This is a genomic window from Pseudonocardia sp. P1, assembly GCF_000178675.2.
Taxonomy (GTDB): Bacteria; Actinomycetota; Actinomycetes; order Mycobacteriales; family Pseudonocardiaceae; genus Pseudonocardia.
In genome coordinates this window covers 47,322-66,430 of sequence record NZ_ADUJ02000002.1, presented here as the reverse complement: position 1 = coordinate 66,430, position 19,109 = coordinate 47,322, and the positions used below count along the sequence as shown (strand labels likewise).

Below are 19,109 nucleotides of genomic sequence, written 5' to 3'. Positions count from 1 at the left end.
GAGTGCTCGGATCCGACCAGCCCCTACAGCGGCAGCGGCGCCGGCGGCGCCGACCTCGACGGCGCCGGCGTCACCACCAACCGAGACACGACCGTCCTCCTCCGCCCCGCCCCGGAACACACGCCGCACGAGCAGCGGTCGTCACGAGGCCGAGTCGATCACCGTCCGAGCCCGAGCATCCGCCGGTGCCGACGGAGCCCAGAGGCGCAGGGCGCGTCGCAGACGGCGACGCCCCTCCGCACCCGTAGCCAGCGGTCCCGGCCGACAGTTCTGTCGGCCGGTGGCACCCGACTCGGACCGTTCACGCCGCCGCTGCAGGTCGGCCCGGTCGCGCTCGAGGAGCTCATGTGGCGCCTGGAGATGGCCGACGCGCAGCTCGCAGGCGTACTCGACCCACAGCTCGACCGGACGGCGGGACTCGACCAGGACCAGACCGGCCCAGCGTGCTGGACGGGTGCAGGAGCGAGGCTGGCCCCGGAATCCCGCGAAGCGGTAGGCGCCGCAACCCGGCTGTCCGAGGCACCACGAGAACGACTCCGCTTCAGAGGTGGGTTCCACCCCAACAGATGCATAGGGAGGGGTGTACGGCGTCAAGGGGGGATATACAGACGCGTATGGGTGCGCGAGCCGAGCAGGTCAGCCAGCTGCACGCCGAGATGGCCGAGCGTGTGATCGACGCCGTGCGCGCAGTGGAGGACCCAGCGGCGCGGCACCGGTTGATCGGCGAGGTGCTGGCCGAAAACTCCGGGTTCGTGGCCGAGCTAGCGGGGCTGATCCGGGAGTCGGTGCGGGCGATGAAGGACGAGCACGGGTTGAGCTACGGCCAGATCGCCACCGAGCTGGGCCTATCGCGGTCGCGGGCCCAGCAGCTCTACAACGGAACCTGACCCGTCCTCCGCTGTAGCTCGCATGGTGCTGGCCGCCCGGATCGCCGTCACCGACGACCCGCGCCCTCTCGACCGCCCGGACGGGGACGGTCCCCTGAGGCGGCGGCCCGGCCCCGTGTCAGTGGCCTCCACTGAGTCGGAGCGCTCTGTAGATCGAGGCTCTGCTCGGGGTGCGCCGCGTCGGCGCATGTGACCCGGTCCCGGGAGGCGGCGCGCCGCGAGCTGGTGACCGCGCCGCATCAGCTGCTGAACCCCTTGCCGCGCCACGGTCCGGTGTTCTCGGACGGCCTGGCGTGGACGGCGCGGCACGAGGACTGGCTGCACCGGCAGCGCTTGCCGATGCTGCACTCGCAGAAGGCGTTCGAGTCCGCCTACGGCGCTGTTCTGTTCTAGGGGCCCGCGTTTGCACAACGGAGGGTAGGGGTTCTATTCCCCTCGTCTCCACAGCCTGACCAGCATCTGCCGGGAGCAGCTGTGCGACCTGATCTGTGGGCGTAACACGCCAGCTGTTCACCGCGAAAGGATGATCGTCTATCGCCCCACCCCGGAGCTGGAGTCGCGTTGCAACGCTGCATCCGAGTCGTATCGTCGCTCTTGCTGATCGGTGCGCTGAGCGCCTGCGACGGTCCCGCCGGCGCGACGCCGGTCCCCGGGGCGTCCGGGGTCCCGGAGCTCGGGGCCGACGCGAACCCGGGGCCATTGCACTACGTCGCGCTCGGTGACTCGTTCAGCTCCGGTGAGGGCGCGCCCTACGTCAGCCCCGAGGACATGAGCAGGTTCACGGCCGAGAATCCGGACCTGAACCGGCCGTCGATCAGCCCTGAGGACCTGGCCGATCGGGCGGCACAGCAGTACGGCTGGCTGGGCGACACGGGGACCCACTCCGGCGGCTTCGGCAACGGCTGCCACCGATCGAGTCACGCCTATCCGGTGCGGGTGTGGGGTGCTCTCGACCAGCGGGACTCCGACTGGGGAGTCTCGTTCCGCGCGTGCTCCGGGGCGCGCACCGCCGCGATGGGGACCGGCTTCAAGGGCGAGCCCGCCCAGTTCGACGCCTTCGTGACCGGTGGCCCGGCGGACTTGATCACTGTCGGGATCGGCGGCAACGACCTGGGCTTCTCCGATCTCGTCACGAGCTGCATGATCGAAGGCCTGCAACGGCGCGCGACCCCGCTCCCGTACCGCGGGCTCGTGCCGCAGTGCAGGCGCGAATGGAGCGCCACGATCGAGCAGCGGATCCCCGGTCTGCGCGCGCAGCTCTCCTACCTCTTCTGGGATCTGAAGGACCCCTCCCGGCTCAAGGACGGCGGCAAGATCGCAGCGACGCTGTTCCCGCGCCCGTTCCCGCAGGATCCGGACGGGACGTGCTCGCTCGGGCTCGCCAACGACGTCGACGAGCCGACGATGCGGTGGGTCAACGACAACGTCGCGACGACGCTCAACACCGTCATCATCGAAGAGGCGCGCAAGGCGGGGATCTCGGTGATCGACACGTCGGGGTATCTGTCGACCACGTTCGGCCGGCACGACCTGTGTGTCGATGACGGCGCGCAGCGGTGGATCAACCGGGCGATCCCGAGCGACAAGAACCAGAGCATCCACCCGAAGTTCGGGTACCACGAGAAGGTGGCGGAGGCCGTGCTGGCGTGCTGGGACTCGGACACGGTGTGCCCGCCGGTGCGGACGGCGACGCTCCCCACCGAGTGGGCGAGGTCGATGGGCTGCGACTTCTTCGTCCTGCCGTACGACCGATACGGCACCGGGCTCTCGACCGCACAACTCCTCGACCGGATCGTCACCGTGGAGCAGCCGTTGTCGGCAGGGGCACGGGACCGGGCCGAGAAACTGCGGGCCGCGCCGCCGCCGCCGATCGAGTCCGGAACCGAGTACTCGGCGCGGACGGCGGCGGCCCTCGACGTCCTCGCCGGGGAGTCCGAGAGCCTAGTCGCGGTGGCGCAGATCGCTCAGCGTGAGATCCGGTCCACCGGCGTCCTCTCGCCCGCGGCCGCGCAGTCCGTGCGGGACGCCGAGCTTCCGAGCTTCGACGAGCTGGACCGCATCCTGTCGGAATTCCCGGAGATCGCCGTGGCAGCACGGAGGAACTGCCAGTAGCACTCTTCACTTGCCCGATCACGCCAGTAGCGATCCCGGGGCCGGTCGGTACGGCTGGAAGAAGGCGTTGCCGGGCGCTCTGGCCAGGGTCAGGACGAGCGTCGGCACGGCGACGCCGTCGATCTGCTCGCGGATGATGTCGGCGTGGCCCGCGTGCCGCCCGAACTCCTCGATCAGGTGCACTAGGTAGTAGCGGGCGTGGATTGGGCGGGCATCGACGATCCCGTGCCACGGGGCAGGCGGCGCCACCGTCTCGGCCGCGGGATCGGTCGTGAGAACCGTGGCACGCAGCCTGGCCCACATGTCGTCGAAGTCCTTGAGCGTCTCGGCCGTCGTCTCGTCGTCGCGCACGACGAAGCTGTCGGTGAACGCGGCGACCGCGGCGGCGTCCAATGGCTGCTCGGTCACCTCGGTCTGCAGGCGCTTCAGCGCTCCGCGCATGCAATACGTCGCATGCTTGATCAGGCCCCCGATCGACAGCGCGCTGCGACACGGCGTCTCCCGCGCCTGCTGCTCGGTAAGTCCGAACGCGGCGGAGCGGAGGGCGGTGAGCTGCTCGTCGATGTAGTGGACGAGGCCGGTGATCTCGTCGTGCTGGGCGGGTGCGTACATGGTGTGTCCTTCGGGGGTCGGGATGGCGTGTCACCGACTGTGCCGGGAATCGAGGTCAGGTTCGGCCCGCAACAGGGAATGGATGCGGGTGTGCCCCCTCTTCGCCTTCGGTCCCCACGGTCGGGCCGTGAGCCGCAGCGACTGCGTCGTCTCTGAGATCGAGTCGCCGACCAGGCTCGACCTGACGTGGGCCCGGCACGTCGGCATGCTCGCCCCTGTTGTGGTCGTGCCCCAGCGAGTGCCCTGGAATAGCCGCGACCGCGACCGCGACCGCGACCTCGACCTCGATGGCGTCCGCGACGACAGCGCGGCTACGTCTTCGGTCGCCTCGCTGACACCGCGACCGCTGCACGCGTGCCGACATCCCCCACCGAGCGCAGCGGCGACCCGACCAGCCGGGTCGCTCGCGAGCAGTACGGCGCCGACTGCGGCGAACGTGTCGACGGCCGCATCGGCCACTGCGAGCTCGGCCGGGAGGTGATCTGCCCGCGATGCGTCTCCGCCATGCGTGATTACTTCGCAAAGTAGCCCATTCGGCCGCTAACGCTGCCCCGCGTGCCACGATGACTACGGCGTACGGGCCGCGCGGGGCGGCCCTGGTCACCGGGGAGACCAGCACGGATGCGCACAACCGACCAGCACGGAACACGACGTCTCGGCCGGAACGCGCTCCGCGCGCTCGTACCGACCACCCTGGTCGCCGCCCTCGGCACCGTCGCCGCGCTCACCTTCACCGAGCTGCCCGCCGCCCCGGTCGCGCAGGCCGCTGCACCGATCGACATCACCACCGCCGCCCCCAGGCCGGTACGAGTCCTGGTGCCCGCGCCCCCGCTACCTGACAGAGTCATCCCAGAGCTGCCGTTGCCACAGCCCGCTGCGAGGCAGGAGGTCGCCTACACCTGCGAGCCGTACGCCGATGCCAGGTCGGATGACCCGAACAACCCGAACGTGATCACCAACAAGAGCTGTCCGGAGATCAACGCGGCCAAGGAACAGGCACACCGGGAGTACGCCCAGCAGGCCGGCACCGCCGAGGAGTGCATCGGCTACGGCTGCTCACCAGAGCAGGACGCCGAGATTAACCGTCAGGAGCGGGAAGCCAACGCCGGCGAGAGCGCTGGGCGCCTGCCCACCTCGGGGGAAACGCAGTACGAGTACGGCTGCGCTCAGGGCTACATCCCCGCCGACCAGTGCTGATCTGAGCAGAGCGGTCCCGCGCACGGCCGGTAGCGCCACGCGCCCGGCCTAGTTCCCGAACACCCAGGCCACCGGCGCCGGTGGTTCCGGCACAACCGGGACCGACACTCTTCGCTCCCGGTAGCGACCGTCCGGAACTCCTGCGGTCACCGAGATCGGCAGTACCGCAGGACGATCGTTGCCGCCTTCCCAGGCTGCTGCGTCGTCAGGTGCACGGTGATCGTCACGTGGTCGCCTGCCTCCAGTTGCGGCATCCCACGCGACCGGCCGCTCGGTGCCGGTGCTGGAGATCCCTGCGCACCACGGCACGCCTGCCGACCGGATGTCCAGGTCCATCTCGCCGGGCCCGCCGTCGATCCGCATCGTCGCCTGCCCAGTCATGGACGGCATGACATCGGGTCCGAGACCACTGAAGCCTTCCGGCAGAGTCTCCCGACGCGCCGAAGCTGAACGCACGATCGACCGCGGATCCGCTACGGCATGCAGATGCCGAGACACGTCGGGCGAAGTTGCATTGACACGGCACGACACGACACGACGTACCGCGACTTCGCGTGTTCCCACCGGGTACCGGTCGTCGCCACGTGCAAATGAGCGACGTGATCACAGGCACGGTCGCAACGGAGAACACCGACGCTGCGGCGCACGGCCCACAGCAGCAGACAGCCCGACGCCGTTCAGCGGCGCGCAATCAGCCCGGGTGCACCCGGGACGTGCCCATCGACATCACCCGGCGACGAGCACAAGACCTTCGTGCTCGGCGAAGTCGCTGAAGTCCTTGACGTTCGAGGTTGCGAGCGGGAGGTCATAAGCCAGGCAGGCGGCGGCGATCCAGCTGCCGTTGTGAGGACGAGGACGGCCGCGGCGAGCGGCGTAGGCGGTGATCTCGCCCCAGATCCGGGCGACGTCGTCGGTGTAGGGGAGCGTGGGTCGCGCGGTGAGCCAGGTATCGAGGTTGATCCGGCGGACGGCTCCCCACTGGATCATGATCGACCACCGGGTGAGTTCACCGTAGGTGACGAAGGTGACGAAGGTGATGCCGTGTTCGGCTGCGGCGAGTCCACTGGAGAAGGGTGCAGGTAGACGCCGCTTTGTGGTCTATGGGGCGACGTCGGTGGCGAGGATGATCCGTCGCACGTCAGGCGACACTAGAGCGTCGCATCCGGCGAAGGTCGGCGAGGAAGTCGTCGAGCTCGGCGTCGTCTTCAAAGATGCCGTCCTGGGCGAGCTCGTCGACGTTGCTCACCGCCTTTGCGTTGGCGAAGATCTCGTCGACGGTCGATGCAGGCCTGGGGGAGGGCGTCGGTCCCGGCTGGGTGGTCATCGCTGCCTCCTCGATCGGCTATCAGACCTCCGGTGATGGTAGTCGCGGCAGCCGTCGGCTGGGCCGAACGACACCCTGCCGGCGGTTGAGTAGCCGCCGGAGTTGGTGGCCACCAACCGAGCCAGGGCGTTGCCGCGTGGAGCCACATAGGGGATGAGCGTCGGTTACGGCCGGTGCTGGCGGCGTCGTGTCTTGACGTTTCGCCGCCAGCTCAAAGACGCACGGGCGGCATGTGTCATCAATTTTGATGAGACCGACTGGGATCCTGTCGCGCCGCACCCGGCGTAATCGATCCATCCGTAGGGGACCGGTCAGCTACGAGCAACAGGTCACTCGCACGTCGACCTGATGGCTCTGCAGGAGGAACGGTGAACAGCTTCGCTCGCGAAGCCGGTCGCATAAGGGGCTCGGTCGTCTACTTCTCGAACTCCGGCGGGCTTCGCGGAGCCGTTCGCGAGGTCTCACCCGGCTCAGCTGGGAGCTGGCAGCCCGGTCAGCACATGAGGCCGCGGCTCTCACCTCGGTGGGTGATCTGAACCATGAGCGACCCGGCATGTCGACACGCACAGATGCGCGTCATCGCAGATCAGCGACAGTGATTTCATCCTGCAAGGTGACGTGCGGGAGCCACGCGCAAACCCTGCGTAGCGCCCGACTAATGTCGATCGCGTCGATTGGACGATCAGTCGGCGGCACGATGAGGGGGACGGCGGCCACATGCTCTGTGCACTCTTCCTAGTTTCCGGGCCCCGCTGATGGCCCGTCTGCACATCTTGGGCGACTGGCACGGCCCTGGAGAGGAAAAGACCGCCCGCCGCCTCGCCGACGAGCTCCCGCAGAGTTGGGACGTGATCGCCGGCAGGCAGATCCCGGACTCGATGAGCACCGTCGATCTCGATCTCGTCGTCGTCGGGGACCACGCGATCTTCGTGTGTGAGGAGAAGGCCTGGGGACGCGACGTCCGTGTCGGCGAGGTCGCCTGGTTCGTAGACGGCGACCGCAGACACAACCCTGCCAACCAGGTTGCCCACGCCTCCCGCGTTCTGGCCGGCCGCCTCAAGTCCAAAGTCAGCGGATGGGCTACTGCTCTCGGGGCGCTGCCGCGGGGTGCGCGGCCGGTTTCCGGACACGTTGTGCTCTCCCACGACGCCCTCGTCCTGCGCGGTGCCGAGGAGCTGGGCACCGGTGTCGTGCTGCGCCTCGCTGATGCCGCCGAGCAGCTCGTGGAGCGCGACGCCGCCTTCCCGGACACGCTCGCTGCGCTTCGTCCGAAGCTGATGAGCTATCTGCTCGGACTCGGGCAGCGTGCCGAGGGCCAGCTACCGCGAAAGATCATGCAGTACCGCGTCCTCGGACGCCCCATGACGCAGGGCAACGCGCGAGTTTTTCCGACTCAGAACCCGGCGGGAGAGAACGTCGGTTTGTACTGCGTTCCGCTCACCGGAGCTGAGGACCCGGATGCGGCCCGGCTACTGGCCACCCGCGAGCACGACGCGCTTCAGGCCCTGGCGGTCAAGGAGCGGACCTGGCGGGTCCAGGGGTGGTTCGAGTGGGAGGGCTATCTGGTCACCCCGATCGTCGTCGCGATGGACGGCACCAGCCTCGGCAAGCTCGCGCACGACGCGAACGGGTCCGTCGATGTCGAGGTCGGCGGTGCTGTCGTCCATGACGCCTTCCGTGCCCTCGCCGACGTCCACGCGCAGAACATCACCCACCGCGCGCTGCAGCTGCGCAGCATCGAGGTGACCCCGCCGCCGCAGAGCCGCGTCCGCTTCCGTGACTTCAGCCGGGCGCACCTGCCGTCCTCGCACACGATTGCTCCGGTGCTGGGTGAGGACCACCCGTCCTCGACGTTCCAAGCCCCGGGAGTAACCCCGGAGTTCTTCCAGCCCGGTGACGACATCTACGCCCTCGCGCTGTGTCTGGTGCAGTGGCTGCACAGCGATGCCGGCGACGAGCCCGACCACGATCTCGCCCGCTCCCGCGCTGCTGCTCACCCGGTGTTCGGCGACGTTCTGACCCGTTGCCTCGACCCGGACATCACCGTCCGCCCGACGGCGACCTCGGCTGCGGCGCTGACCAGCCCCGCTCCGCCCCAGCCCGAACCGCAGCCGAACAATGAGCTGGATCCGCCCGTCTCGGTCGACGACGAGCGAATGGAACCGAACGGGCTGCTCGCCGGGCGCTACCGGCTGCTGCATCGGCTGGGGGAGGGCGCCTGGGCGATCACCTGGCTCGCATGGGACGAGCGACTGGAGGTTCAGCGCACCCTCAAGCACCTGCACCCGCACCGTTCGCAGTTCGAGCACGTCCGCGCCGAGTACATGAACGCCGATGCGCTGGCCAGCCGCTACTGTGCCCGCGTCTACGACGTCCTGTCGCGGCCCGAGCCCGGGGTCCTGGTGCAGGAGTACGTACCCGGACAGAGTCTGCACGATGCCGCGCAGAACGGGCGTCTCACCGACGAGGAGCACGTACGGCGCATTGCCGTTGACGTGCTGCGCGGGCTCGCCGATGCCCACGAGCAGCTGCTCTACCACCGCGATGTCAGCCCGAACAACATCATCGTGCGTGAGGACGGCAGCGCCGCACTGATCGACTTTGGTCTCTCGATGCGGGTGACCGACGCGAAGTCGGCGGTCGGCTCCCCGCCCTACACCGCACCGGAAGTGATCACCCGTCGGCACTGGAGCCCCGCCGCCGACATCTACAGCGCCGCGGTGTCGGTGTTGCACGCGGTGCTGGGCCGATATCCCTACGCGGGGCTCTCGCTTGACGAGCGGCGCATGCTACTGGCGCCATCCGAGGCCCAACGGCGTCGATACGGAAGCGCCCTGCTGGACACGCTGTTCCGCGCCGCCGCGTTCGACGAGAACGAACGCCCGCAAAGCGCCCGCGCGTTCGCCGACGAGCTGGCCCGAGCGCGCGACACCCCGCAGCCGGACCCGACGCGCACACAACTGATCAACCCGACCGTCGATGCCCTGCGCGGCCTGTACCGGCGCAGCGAGATCGGCAACGCCGGCAACCGCGGCATGGACGACGTATTCGCCCACGACACCTATGTCGGCACCCGGCTCGACGAACAGCTACTGCCCGCGGTGCTCGGCGGGCAACTCGACGTCGTCGTGCTCAGCGGCAATCCCGGTGACGGGAAAACCTCGTTCCTGGTCCAGGTCGGGCAGGCCCTCGATGGCCACGGCGCCGCAACCCTCGACACCGACGCGGCGGGATGGCGAAAGCGGCTGGGCGGGCACACCTTCGCGGCCGTCTACGACGCCTCCGAATCCCACGGTGAGCTGTCCGCGGACGACCTGCTGCGCTCGGCGCTCGACCCGGGCGACGGCGACGACCCCGCCCGCAGGACCGTGCTGCTCGCCGCGAACGACGGCCGGGTGGCCCAGTTCTTCGGTGAGCACGCCGAGCGCTACCCCGACATCGTCGCGGCACTGGACCGTCAGCGCATCGACGGACCCGCAAGCGGTGCACGGGTCGTGCTCGTCGACCTCAAACGCCGTGCCCTCGCCTTCCCGGCCGATGTCGGCCAGAAGGGACTCGGCCTGGGGATCCTCGACTCGCTCACCGCACCCGCCCGGTGGGAAGTGTGCTCGGGCTGCATCACCCACGACGTGTGCCCCATCCGGCGCAACGCCGAGTCGCTGCGCACCGACGGTGCCCGCGCCGCGGTGTCGGAACTGCTGCTGACCAGCCACCTACGCCGCCGACGCCGGGCCACCGTGCGCGATGTGCGATCGGCCTTCGGCTGGGTGATCACCGGCGACCTGTCCTGCGCCACCGTCCACGCCGAGTACGACCGCGGCCAGGACCCCAGCTCGGGCCCGGCCCGTCTGACGCCAGATCTGGCGTTCACCTCGGGCACCGGTGACTACCTCGTCGACGAGTGGTCCGACATTGACCCGGCCGGGCTCGCCGCTCCAGGAGTCGGCCGGGCCGCCCGCGCCGACAGACGCTTGCTACCGGACCTGTCCGCCGTCGAAACAGACGTGATGGGCGCCCTGAAGCGCTCGTTGTTCTTCGGCGCCTGGAATGCGCCCCAATCGGCGCGCCGCGAGGTCCGTGGATACCGCTACCTCGACGAGTACCTGGCCGCCCTGAGCGCCCCGCAACCGCCGCTGGCCCGGGTCCTGCTCGGCATCTCGCGCATCCTGGCCTATCCCGGCTACGACGGCGAGCACCTCGCGTTGCGCGACCGTGCCTACGACGACCCCTCGGTTCGCGCGATCGTCGTAGTCAAAGAATTGCGCGCCGACGAGTTCCAGCTCGAGCCGGCGACCTCACCGTCGCCCTACGTCGAGTCGTTCACCGACCAGCTCGTCTTGGTGCACCCGGCATCGAACGCGCGGTTGAGGGTCACCGTCGACCTCGCCGAGCTGCTCCTACGCGCGGCTGACGGCGAGATCGTCGCCGACACCGCCTCGGCAGCCCTGCGACAAGAGATCCACGGCTTCGGAAACCGGCTGCGCTTGCAACCGGCACGGTCGGTCCGGGTGGTGGACGGCTCCGGCCGCGCCGTGCGCGCCCGCGTCATCGACGGTGGACGCATCGCCCTGGAGGACGCCACGTGACGATCGCCCTGCCCAAGCCGCTGCGGACTTATCAGTACCGGCCGCTCACGGTCTTCTCGCTGATCGACACCGACACCGACAGAGTGCTGCCACAGCTGTTCGAGATGTGCGTCAAGGGAGGACGGTCGAGCCGCTCACGCACCAACACCGGCGACTTCGCCGGCTACCGCAGCGCGCTACTGCAAAGCGGCACGGTCGTCGGCTACTCCAGCCAGTGGCAGTCCCTCCTGGACGGATGGCTGCGGACCTGCGTCGTCGACATGGGTGCCTTCGGACGTGAGCGCTCCGGCGAGCAGATGCTCGCGGTCGCCCCACTGACCCTGGCCGCCTACCGCGCCGGCTTACCGAAGGACCGGTCGCGGCACCGTGGCATCGACGACTTCGCCTACCAGGTCCTCGTCGACGGGCTGGCCCACAGCGGCTCGGAGAACCCGGTGGCAGACCTGCGCGAGTTAGTGACCCAGACCGTCGGCCGTGGCCTGTCCATCGGCCCACAGCCACGCTGGGAACCACATCTCGACGACCCCTCCCAGCTCGACATCGGCGCCCTGCTGGAATTCCGATTCCTCGAAGGATTCGAGATGGCCGATGCCCGTGCCATCGACGGCGGCTCAGCCGACAGCCCCCTGCCCGCGGTCGCAACACAGATCGGTGCCGACCTGCTAGGTCATCTGCGCGCCTACGGCCCGATCGTCCCCACCCAGTCGCTCATGGCGAGTTTCGCTGCGCTGCTCGCGACCGGGGTGTACACCTTCACCCTGCGAGCCGATGCCGCCGGGCGGGAGCTGCTGCGCAACGGTGGCGAGCTGACTCCGGACATGATCGAGCAACGGTACGGGGTCGCCGCGCCCCCATCCCAGCTGGAAATCTACTGCGACCTCACCGGAGACCTGGGATCGACGTCCGACCGGCTCGCCCGCCGCTGCGTCGAGCGCGACCTCGACCACACCCGGCTCGCATTCCGCGATCGCATGACGTTCGTCGTCATCGAACAGGCGCTCAACCGGATCGCCGCAGAGAAGGCCCGCTTCGACGAACTGGACCGCACCGGGCAGCTCGCGCTGCTCGCCTCGCTGCGTGAACATCGCCGCGTCGAGTCCTACTGCGAAGCCCGGATCGACGACTTGGTCGCCGACGCGGAGGAGAGTGACGCGGCCACCGAGACCGAGGTCGACTTCCTGCGCCAGGTCCAGGGCCGTGACGAGTCCGAACTCGACAAACTGCTCGACATCATTCAGCTCGTCAACGAGACCAAGGCGCTGAAGAACTCGGTCGCGTGGCTGAGCAGCGTCGGCGGCCTGACCAAGCCCTACGGTCTGCTCGACGGTGTCTCCACCAACCGCCGTACCTGGCGCTACGCCCCGGGCGACGAGCAGCTGACCGCCCTGCTCATGGCCCTGTTCCTCACCCCGGACGGCAGCTCCTACCGGCGCACGATGCCACTGCAGGACGTCCTCGTCGGACTCCGCGACCGCTACGGCCTGCTGATCGACCGCCCGCCCGCCTTCCTCGACGGCGCCGAGGCTCGGGCCGCGGCAACCGCGAACCTCGAGGCGTTCAAGCGCCGCCTGCAGCTGCTCGGCTGTTTCGACAGCCTGTCCGACGACTTCTCCGTACAGACCGTTCGCCACCCCCTCGGAGACGCCCGATGACCGCAGCCGCCACCGCCACCGCCCGTACCGGGCTGCCCGAGCTGATCATCGACGCCCTCGCCGCGCAGATCGTTGACGCGATCGAAGATCACGGCTCCGGTCACTGCGTGCGTATCGACAGCATCCGACCGGCCGACGCCGCAGCACTGGTCCACACGGTCCGCAGCAAGCTCGCAACACCGGATCACGCCGACGTTCACGTGCTCGCCGCAGACAGCCAGCACGCCGACGGTGACCTGTTCGTGCCTGCCGAGCGCGCCGTCGAGCTGCGCAACCGCAAGCAACGCCCGCTGATCCTGATGGTGCCGATCGGCAGCGGCACCAGCGCCAGCTCGTTGGACAACAGCTTCGCCCGCATCGACGTCGCCGCCCTGCTCACCGAAACCGGGGAGAACCTCGTCGCCGACATCGGCGACACGGAATTGCAGGACGCGGTGCGCCGCGTCGGTCGTGAGCTGGGCCGCGACCGCCCGGTCGAGGCATGGGCCCGCTACGTCGCCACCGTCCTCGACGACCCCACGTGGGCGAGCGCCGGGGGAGCGCTGTGGATGGTCGGGCTGATCCCGGACCTCGGCGGCCACACCCTTGTCGAGCGCCTCTCGCGTAACGCGCGCTGTGTCAAGGCGATCTCGCGACCGCTGCGCGCCGTTGCTTCTGTCCCCGACCGGCTCAGTAGCGCCGGAGTCCCGGAGGGGGTGATCCGCGATCGGATCACCCAGTACCTCACCGCGCCCGCGGTCGACCTGTCCGACGCCGTCTGTTGGGCCGGTGCCCTGATGGGCTCGCAGTGGGCGGGCGAGCTGACATTCGAGCGGTGGCCGCACGGGCAGGCGATGCACGTGCCCGTCACCTCGCTTCGGGTGACACCGTTCCTCAAAGAAGACGGGGCGCTGCGCGCCGGTACCCGGCTGCTGCAGGACGGCTCCGGCGAGCTGCCCTACCTCGAGCTGGGGCAGGACAGCCCGGCGTCGGTCACCCTGATGTGGAAGACCGATCCGGCGACGACGACGGCGATCGACCGCTGGTTGCTCGAGGCCGTCCCGCCCGAGGACCTGCGCGACGAGGACACCGAGGCGTTTGCGAAGCAGACCGTGAAGGGGGACAAGCGGCGCGGTACGGTCCGAATCGACCTTGCCGAGGAGGACCTCGCGGCCGCTGCCCTGCTGGTCGTGCGGTTGACGGCCCTCGACGAGACCGGACAACCTGTTGTCCTCTCCGGTGGAAACGACGCCGTCGAAGAGAGTCAGCAGTTCGCCGTGCGCTGGGAGGACGAGGCGCCCAGCCCGACCGGCGGGCGCCGCGCCTCGGCCGCGTCCATGGCCCAGGCCCGCCTCGACGCCGCGCTCGACGGCCAGGACGACCTCGGTGCCGACGCTCCGGCCTGGGACGGCGGTACCTTCTCGGTGCGCCTGGGCGGGCGTCGCACGGTCCGGCTCTCACTCAGTCCGGCTCTCACCGACCTGCAGCGACGCATCTTCGACGAGCGAGGCGCCACCACGGCCTGGGAGGCACAGGGCCGGCTCGGCGAGACCCTCGACAGCGACGCCATCGAGCCGATCCGTGGGGAGCTGCCCCAAACCCTGGCCGAGCGGCGGCGCAAGCTGTTCGACCGCCTGGCCGCCCGGCACCCGCACGACGTCGTCGAGGCGCTCGAGTGGGACGACGGCCTGCGCGCCGAGGTCAATGCCTACTGCCAGAGCTACAAGCGGGCCCTCGACGCCGCGGCCGACACGACGACCCGCCGGGCACTGCTGACCATGGACACCCTCATGCTGAGCGTGGCCACCGCCGGGCACGCACCTATCGCCTCAGTCGTGGTGCTCCCGCTACACCCGATGCGCCTGGCCTGGGCGGCCGAGCACGCCGCGACCCTCGGACAGTGGGCCCTCCAGCTCGCGGACCTGGGAAAATCCAAGGTCGCACGTAAGCAGGCGGTCGACCCCCGGCTGGTCGCACGAGTCGTTCCGGCCAACCTGCCCTTCGCGGTCTTCGGTGCCGACGGCTCCCCCTTCGTCTACGTCCGCGAAGCCACCCTGGGCACGGGCCTCTACCTCGACCCAGGGGAGGCCGAACCCGGCGCCGCGATCCAGGCCGTCTTCGACGTCCTGGGCCTGGACCGGCGTGACGTCACCCCAGAAGTCCCGGCATCCGTGCTCGCCGAACGGGTCGAGGCCTACCGGACGGTGAACCCAGGACAGAGCGCGATGCGGCTGCTCGCCTACAACCCCGGCTCCGGCGACCTACTCGCGCGTGCTCTGTCCGGCGCTGTGCTCGAGCAGGACACCGACGAGCTGGCGGCCGCACCGGCACGCATCGAGGTCACCGCCTACAGCTCCCGGCTGTCGCTGACCGATCCGCTGCCGGCACTGACCGATCTGCAACACCGGGTGGCAGCCAGACAGGTGCGAGGAACCACGTCCTACCTCACCCCACCGCTGGGGATCAGCGTCCGCCCGCACGGGATGCTCTCCTCCGACGATGCCGCCGCCCACCTCGGAATCGTCGCTGACCTCGCCCACGTACAGGCCGACGCAGCAGCCGAAGCCACCCACGTCGCCGTGCGAGACCCGGCCGCATCCTTCCGGAACCTGCTGACTCCGGCCTCGAACCAGCGTGCCGCGGTCGACGGTGCCGTGGTCTGGCGGACCGCGCCCGCGCTGCGCGCCCGCACCCGCGACGGAGCCTCGGACTCAGTCGAGGCACACCGGTCCTACCAGGCGCTACTGGCCACCGAGCTCGGCTACCCGGCGAGCTCGGTGGCACTGGCAGCGCGGCTCGGACCCGAACAACGGCAATCCCTGCAAGCCGCACATGAGCGCTCCGACTGGGTACTCACCCTGGACCGCAACCTCGGAGTCGACCTGTTCACCGGACCGGCGGGCCGACCGGACCCCGACCGCCCCTACATCCTCGACTACGCCCCGGACTTCCTCGAGGGGCTCGGCCCACGGCTGACGGTCACCACCACCCACCGCGGAGAGGTCGAGCGTCTCCTCGCCGACGCGATGGTCGAGCTCGATCTCGCCACAGTCGATCAATCCGTCCGCGAGATCCTCAGCCACCTCCAGGTCGTGTCGGGCCGGCTCGCCATGCGCCTGATCGGCCGATCCAACCTGGCGACCGAGGCGGTCAGCCTCGCTGCACTGATGGCCCACCTGCGCCGACGCGGCGAGCTCGACGGCACGGTCGTCGTCCCGGTCGACGCGCACATGGACGTTTTCGGCGAGTCCGGTGCCGAGGCCGGGGCACGGCGCTGCGATGTCGTCCTGGTCCGCTCCACCGCCCGGACGCTGCGCCTGGAGTGCGTTGAGGTGAAGTCACGCAAGGCGGCCGCGTTGCCGACCGCGTTGGTCGACGACATCGTCGAGCAGCTGGACTCGACCGTGTCGATGCTGCAGGACACCTTCTTCCGCACCGACCCGCCGCGCATCGACGCCGAGCTGCAGCGCGCACGGCTCAGCGGCATCCTGCGCCACCACGCCGACCGGGCGCTTGCGATGGGACTGCTCGACACCGACCGGCGCTCGGAGATCGAGCGGCTCTTCGAGAAGGTCGAGGACGGCACCCTGGTTCCGGAGATCGGGCGCCATGGCTACGTGGTCAGCCTCGCCGGCCCCGAGGGCTTTCCCTCGACCCACCGCGGTGTCCGCATCGACGTGCTGACGGCCGGCGACCTGGGCGAGGTCGGTTTCTCAGCGCGGAGCAGCACGGGCGAGCCGGAGCTGCCGGATGCGGCGAGGCAACGGGTCGCCACGCCGACCCCGTACGACGACTCCGAAGACGCTTCACTGCAACAGAGCACGCCCCCGCGGACACCGACCCCACCGGAACCGACCTCCCCGGCCGGCGGTACCCCGTCGGCCCCGCGGACTCCGACGGCTCCATCGGCCGGAACCCCGCGACCGGTACCTCCCGTCGTCGGCACGCCGGGCCGCGGCCCCGCCGCGCCCGAGAGCCCGTCGCGACAGTCCGGCGAATCGCCGGGCCTGTGCGGCCCCCACGGCGGGGTGGAGTCCACCGTTCCCCTCCGACCGGTCCCGCCGTCCGGCGGACGGGCCGAATCCGCCTCCACCCGGCCGGAGGGCAACGGTCACTCTCCGGGACCGAACGGTGCCGCACCCGCCGCCTTCCCGGAACTCGTGGACGTCCACCTCGGGGACGACGCGCACGCTGGTGCAGCGCGCTGGCGCATCAGCACCGCCGGCAGCCCACACCTGTTCGTGCTCGGAATCCCCGGGCAGGGCAAGTCGGTCACGACCCGGCGCATCCTGAACTCGTTCGCGAGCCAGGGACTGCCCTCGCTCGTTCTCGACTTCCACGGTGACATGGCTGCCGAGCCCCCGGGACGCTCTGCCGTACTGGATGCGACCGAAGGGCTTCCGTTCTCTCCGTTCGAGCTGCGCGGCAACGACCACACCCGCTACCAGCAGGCGGCCTGGGAACTGTCCGAGGTGATCGGCTACGTCTGCGGGCTCGGCGAGATCCAGCGCAACGCCGCCTACGAGGGGTTGCGGGAGGTCTACAAGAGCCGTGGGTTCGGCTCAGCGGCAGGCCCGGACCGGCTGCCCACCATGGAAGAGCTCTCCGAGGCGGTCGCCGCCGTCGAGAGTGCCGGCCGTGGCCGCAACGTCGTCGCGCGTATGCGGCCCCTGAGCGACTTCGGCCTCTTGACCGACGACGCCGAGCACACGTTCACCGACCTGCTGCAGCGCGGAGTCGTGCTCGACGTACACGGGCTGATGGAGCAGGTGCAGGTCGCCGCAGGAGCATTCGTCCTCCGCAAGGTCTACCGCGAGATGTTCCAGTGGGGACAGTCGAAACAGCTGCGCCTCGCCGTCGTCCTCGACGAAGCCCACCGGCTCGCCAAGGACGTCACGCTCCCCAAGATCATGAAGGAAGGGCGGAAGTACGGGGTCGCCGTCGTCGTGGCGAGCCAGGGCGTGGCCGACTTCCACAAGGACGTTCTCGCGAACGCCGGCACCAAGGTGGCGTTTCGTTGCAACTTTCCGGAGAGCCGGACCGTGGCGGGGTTCATGCGGGGGCGGGCGGGCCAGGACCTGGCCGTGGCCCTGGAGAACCTGTCCGTGGGCCAGGCCTACGTCTCGACTCCGGACCGCGCCGAAGCACGGAAGGTCTTCATGGCCAAGGATTGAGCGCTGATCTCCGCCATAAGCTGTGGTGCTCGGGTGGCCCGGGCCCTGGCCCGGGCGTGCGGTGGCGCTCCGACTCAGCGCGGCGCCCAGAACCTCGGACCGGTCCCTGGGCCCGCGACCGGATAGAGGCCCAGGGTGCCCGTGATCGCACCTGCCGTCACGATGAAGACGACGAGCGCACGAGGAGGTAGCTGGTCGTGGCCGATGACGAATCCGCACCCACATCCGATTCCGACGACGCCGAGGTCGATGTCGCCGGCAGCCCCGTAGTCGTCAGTGAGCACCCGTCCGGCACGTTGCTGGTGGGCGACGAGATCGCGGTCGCCGAGTTCGTAGCGCGCTGGGAGGCCGAGACCGGAGTCGCCGTGCGCTCGGTCGGGCTGTCCGGCTCGGACCGCACGACCGCGATCGCCCACGCGAGCGCCCTCGGCTCCACCGCTGCGACGACCGTCCACTACATCCGGGCACTGCACAACGTCCCGACCGGCGGCTCGGCGACGCTACGACTGTGGGTCACGAACGCCTCGGGACGGATCGTGTCGAACAGGGCCGTCGGCCCGCCACCGGTCGTACTCGCGATGATCGCGCTGAACGCCGCGACCCAGGCGGCGACCGACCGCATCAGCGAGGCACTCGAGCGCGTCGAGGGCAAGACCGACGAGCTGCTCCGCCTCGCCGGCGCCGAGCGGACCGGAGACGTCGTCGGGCACCATCGCCTGCTCCGGCGGCGGGTCGACCGCATCGACCAGGGCGGATCACTCGGCGAGGTCGACTGGTCCACCGTCGCCTACCTCGGACCGGAACTCGAGGTCAGCGTCGAGCGACTGCGCGAGCACGCGCTCCGGCTGGCCCGCGACCTGCCCCCCGGCCTGACCGCCCCGGAACGGGCCCGCCGGTTGGAACGAGTCGTGGCAGACGGCCGGCTGGGGGAGGTGCTACGCCTGCTCGTCGTCGCCGAACAGTCGCACTACCTGTGGCAGCGCCTGCGCATCACACGCATCAGCACCATCGAACCGGACTCGCTCGACGAAGCCGTCTCCGACGCCCACGCCGTGCTCGCCGAGCACCTGCACGCCGACAGCATCCTGGTGGAGAACCTGCGCGACACCCTCGACGCCTACGGCGTCCTGAAGCCCTCGGAGTTCCACCGCACGCTGAGCGGGCGCAAACTCCGATCATCGGTACAGACCCTGCGCCGCGACCTCGACTACTTCGTGACCGCCCGCGGCGTGCAGGTCCAGGGATGGGTATCGCTCGTCGCGCCGACGGTCCGGGACGCCTTGCGACACGCACGAACCGTCGCGATCGAGTCCGGACGAGCGGTGCGGGGCCTCGGTTCCACAGCTCTCGACTCGGGGCTGGCCGGTGTGAGCCGTGCCGGCGGAGCCGTCCAGGCCACAGCAGACAGGTGGCGCACCACCCCGCCCGACGACAGCCACGAGCAGAAGCATCCTGACGGCATCGTGGTGAGTGACACCGAGTCGACCAGCGCGGTGACTCCAGAGCGGTCGGCGCAGGAGTCCGAGCCGGTCGACTGAATCCGCGCCATTCGAGCTTTGCGCGCGAGACCGGGCAACCCCACCACG

Annotated in this window: 11 protein-coding genes; 8 read left to right on the top strand and 3 right to left on the bottom strand. The window is 69.9% G+C overall.

Annotated features, from left to right (window positions below; translation table 11 throughout):
• Positions 1-614 precede the first annotated feature (614 nt).
• The 3 genes from PP1_RS29785 to PP1_RS29775 all read left to right on the top strand — a co-directional run bounded on the left by PP1_RS29785 (position 615) and on the right by PP1_RS29775 (position 2,999).
• Positions 615-887, top strand: coding sequence for a hypothetical protein (locus PP1_RS29785; protein ID WP_139324214.1), 273 nt, complete (start codon positions 615-617; stop codon positions 885-887).
• 189 nt (positions 888-1,076) lie between these two features.
• Positions 1,077-1,280 (top strand): hypothetical protein, encoded by a 204-nt coding sequence (locus tag PP1_RS29780; RefSeq protein ID WP_010243692.1) that lies wholly within the window; start codon positions 1,077-1,079, stop codon positions 1,278-1,280.
• A 201-nt stretch (positions 1,281-1,481) separates the two neighbouring features.
• The gene (locus PP1_RS29775) at positions 1,482-2,999 is read left to right on the top strand and encodes a GDSL-type esterase/lipase family protein (RefSeq protein WP_010243694.1); all 1,518 of its coding nucleotides are present in this window, start codon (positions 1,482-1,484) and stop codon (positions 2,997-2,999) included.
• An 18-nt stretch (positions 3,000-3,017) separates the two neighbouring features.
• Here PP1_RS29775 and PP1_RS29770 read toward each other — a convergent pair whose 3' ends face one another.
• A complete protein-coding gene (locus PP1_RS29770) occupies positions 3,018-3,611 on the bottom strand; it encodes a mycothiol transferase (RefSeq protein WP_010243696.1) in 594 nt (197 codons plus the stop codon).
• A 621-nt stretch (positions 3,612-4,232) separates the two neighbouring features.
• On the opposite strand from PP1_RS29770, the gene PP1_RS29765 reads away from it, so the two are divergent.
• On the top strand, positions 4,233-4,808 hold the full coding sequence (locus tag PP1_RS29765; protein ID WP_010243698.1) for a hypothetical protein: 576 nt from the start codon (positions 4,233-4,235) through the stop codon (positions 4,806-4,808).
• 726 nt (positions 4,809-5,534) lie between these two features.
• On the opposite strand, the gene PP1_RS29760 is transcribed toward PP1_RS29765, so the two are convergent.
• Positions 5,535-5,795, bottom strand: a complete 261-nt coding sequence (locus PP1_RS29760) for a type II toxin-antitoxin system VapC family toxin (protein ID WP_010243700.1) — start codon at positions 5,793-5,795, stop codon at positions 5,535-5,537.
• A 151-nt stretch (positions 5,796-5,946) separates the two neighbouring features.
• Complete coding sequence (locus tag PP1_RS29755) at positions 5,947-6,132, bottom strand: hypothetical protein (protein ID WP_010243702.1); 186 nt, start codon at positions 6,130-6,132, stop codon at positions 5,947-5,949.
• Positions 6,133-6,887: 755 nt separating this feature from the next.
• Here PP1_RS29755 and PP1_RS29750 point away from each other — a divergent pair.
• The 4 genes from PP1_RS29750 to PP1_RS29735 all read left to right on the top strand — a co-directional run bounded on the left by PP1_RS29750 (position 6,888) and on the right by PP1_RS29735 (position 19,061).
• Positions 6,888-10,718: a protein kinase domain-containing protein gene (locus PP1_RS29750; protein WP_075315332.1), complete on the top strand. Its 3,831-nt coding sequence runs from the start codon at positions 6,888-6,890 to the stop codon at positions 10,716-10,718.
• Positions 10,715-12,370, top strand: coding sequence for a methylation-associated defense system protein MAD7 (gene mads7, locus PP1_RS29745; protein WP_010243706.1), 1,656 nt, complete (start codon positions 10,715-10,717; stop codon positions 12,368-12,370). The genes PP1_RS29750 and mads7 overlap by 4 nt, the downstream gene beginning before the upstream one ends.
• The gene (locus PP1_RS29740; protein WP_010243708.1) at positions 12,367-17,523 is read left to right on the top strand and encodes a helicase HerA domain-containing protein; all 5,157 of its coding nucleotides are present in this window, start codon (positions 12,367-12,369) and stop codon (positions 17,521-17,523) included. Before mads7 ends, PP1_RS29740 begins: the two co-directional genes overlap by 4 nt.
• Before the next feature lie 197 nt (positions 17,524-17,720).
• Positions 17,721-19,061 (top strand): hypothetical protein, encoded by a 1,341-nt coding sequence (locus PP1_RS29735; protein WP_050802588.1) that lies wholly within the window; start codon positions 17,721-17,723, stop codon positions 19,059-19,061.
• The last annotated feature ends 48 nt before the right edge of the window (positions 19,062-19,109 follow it).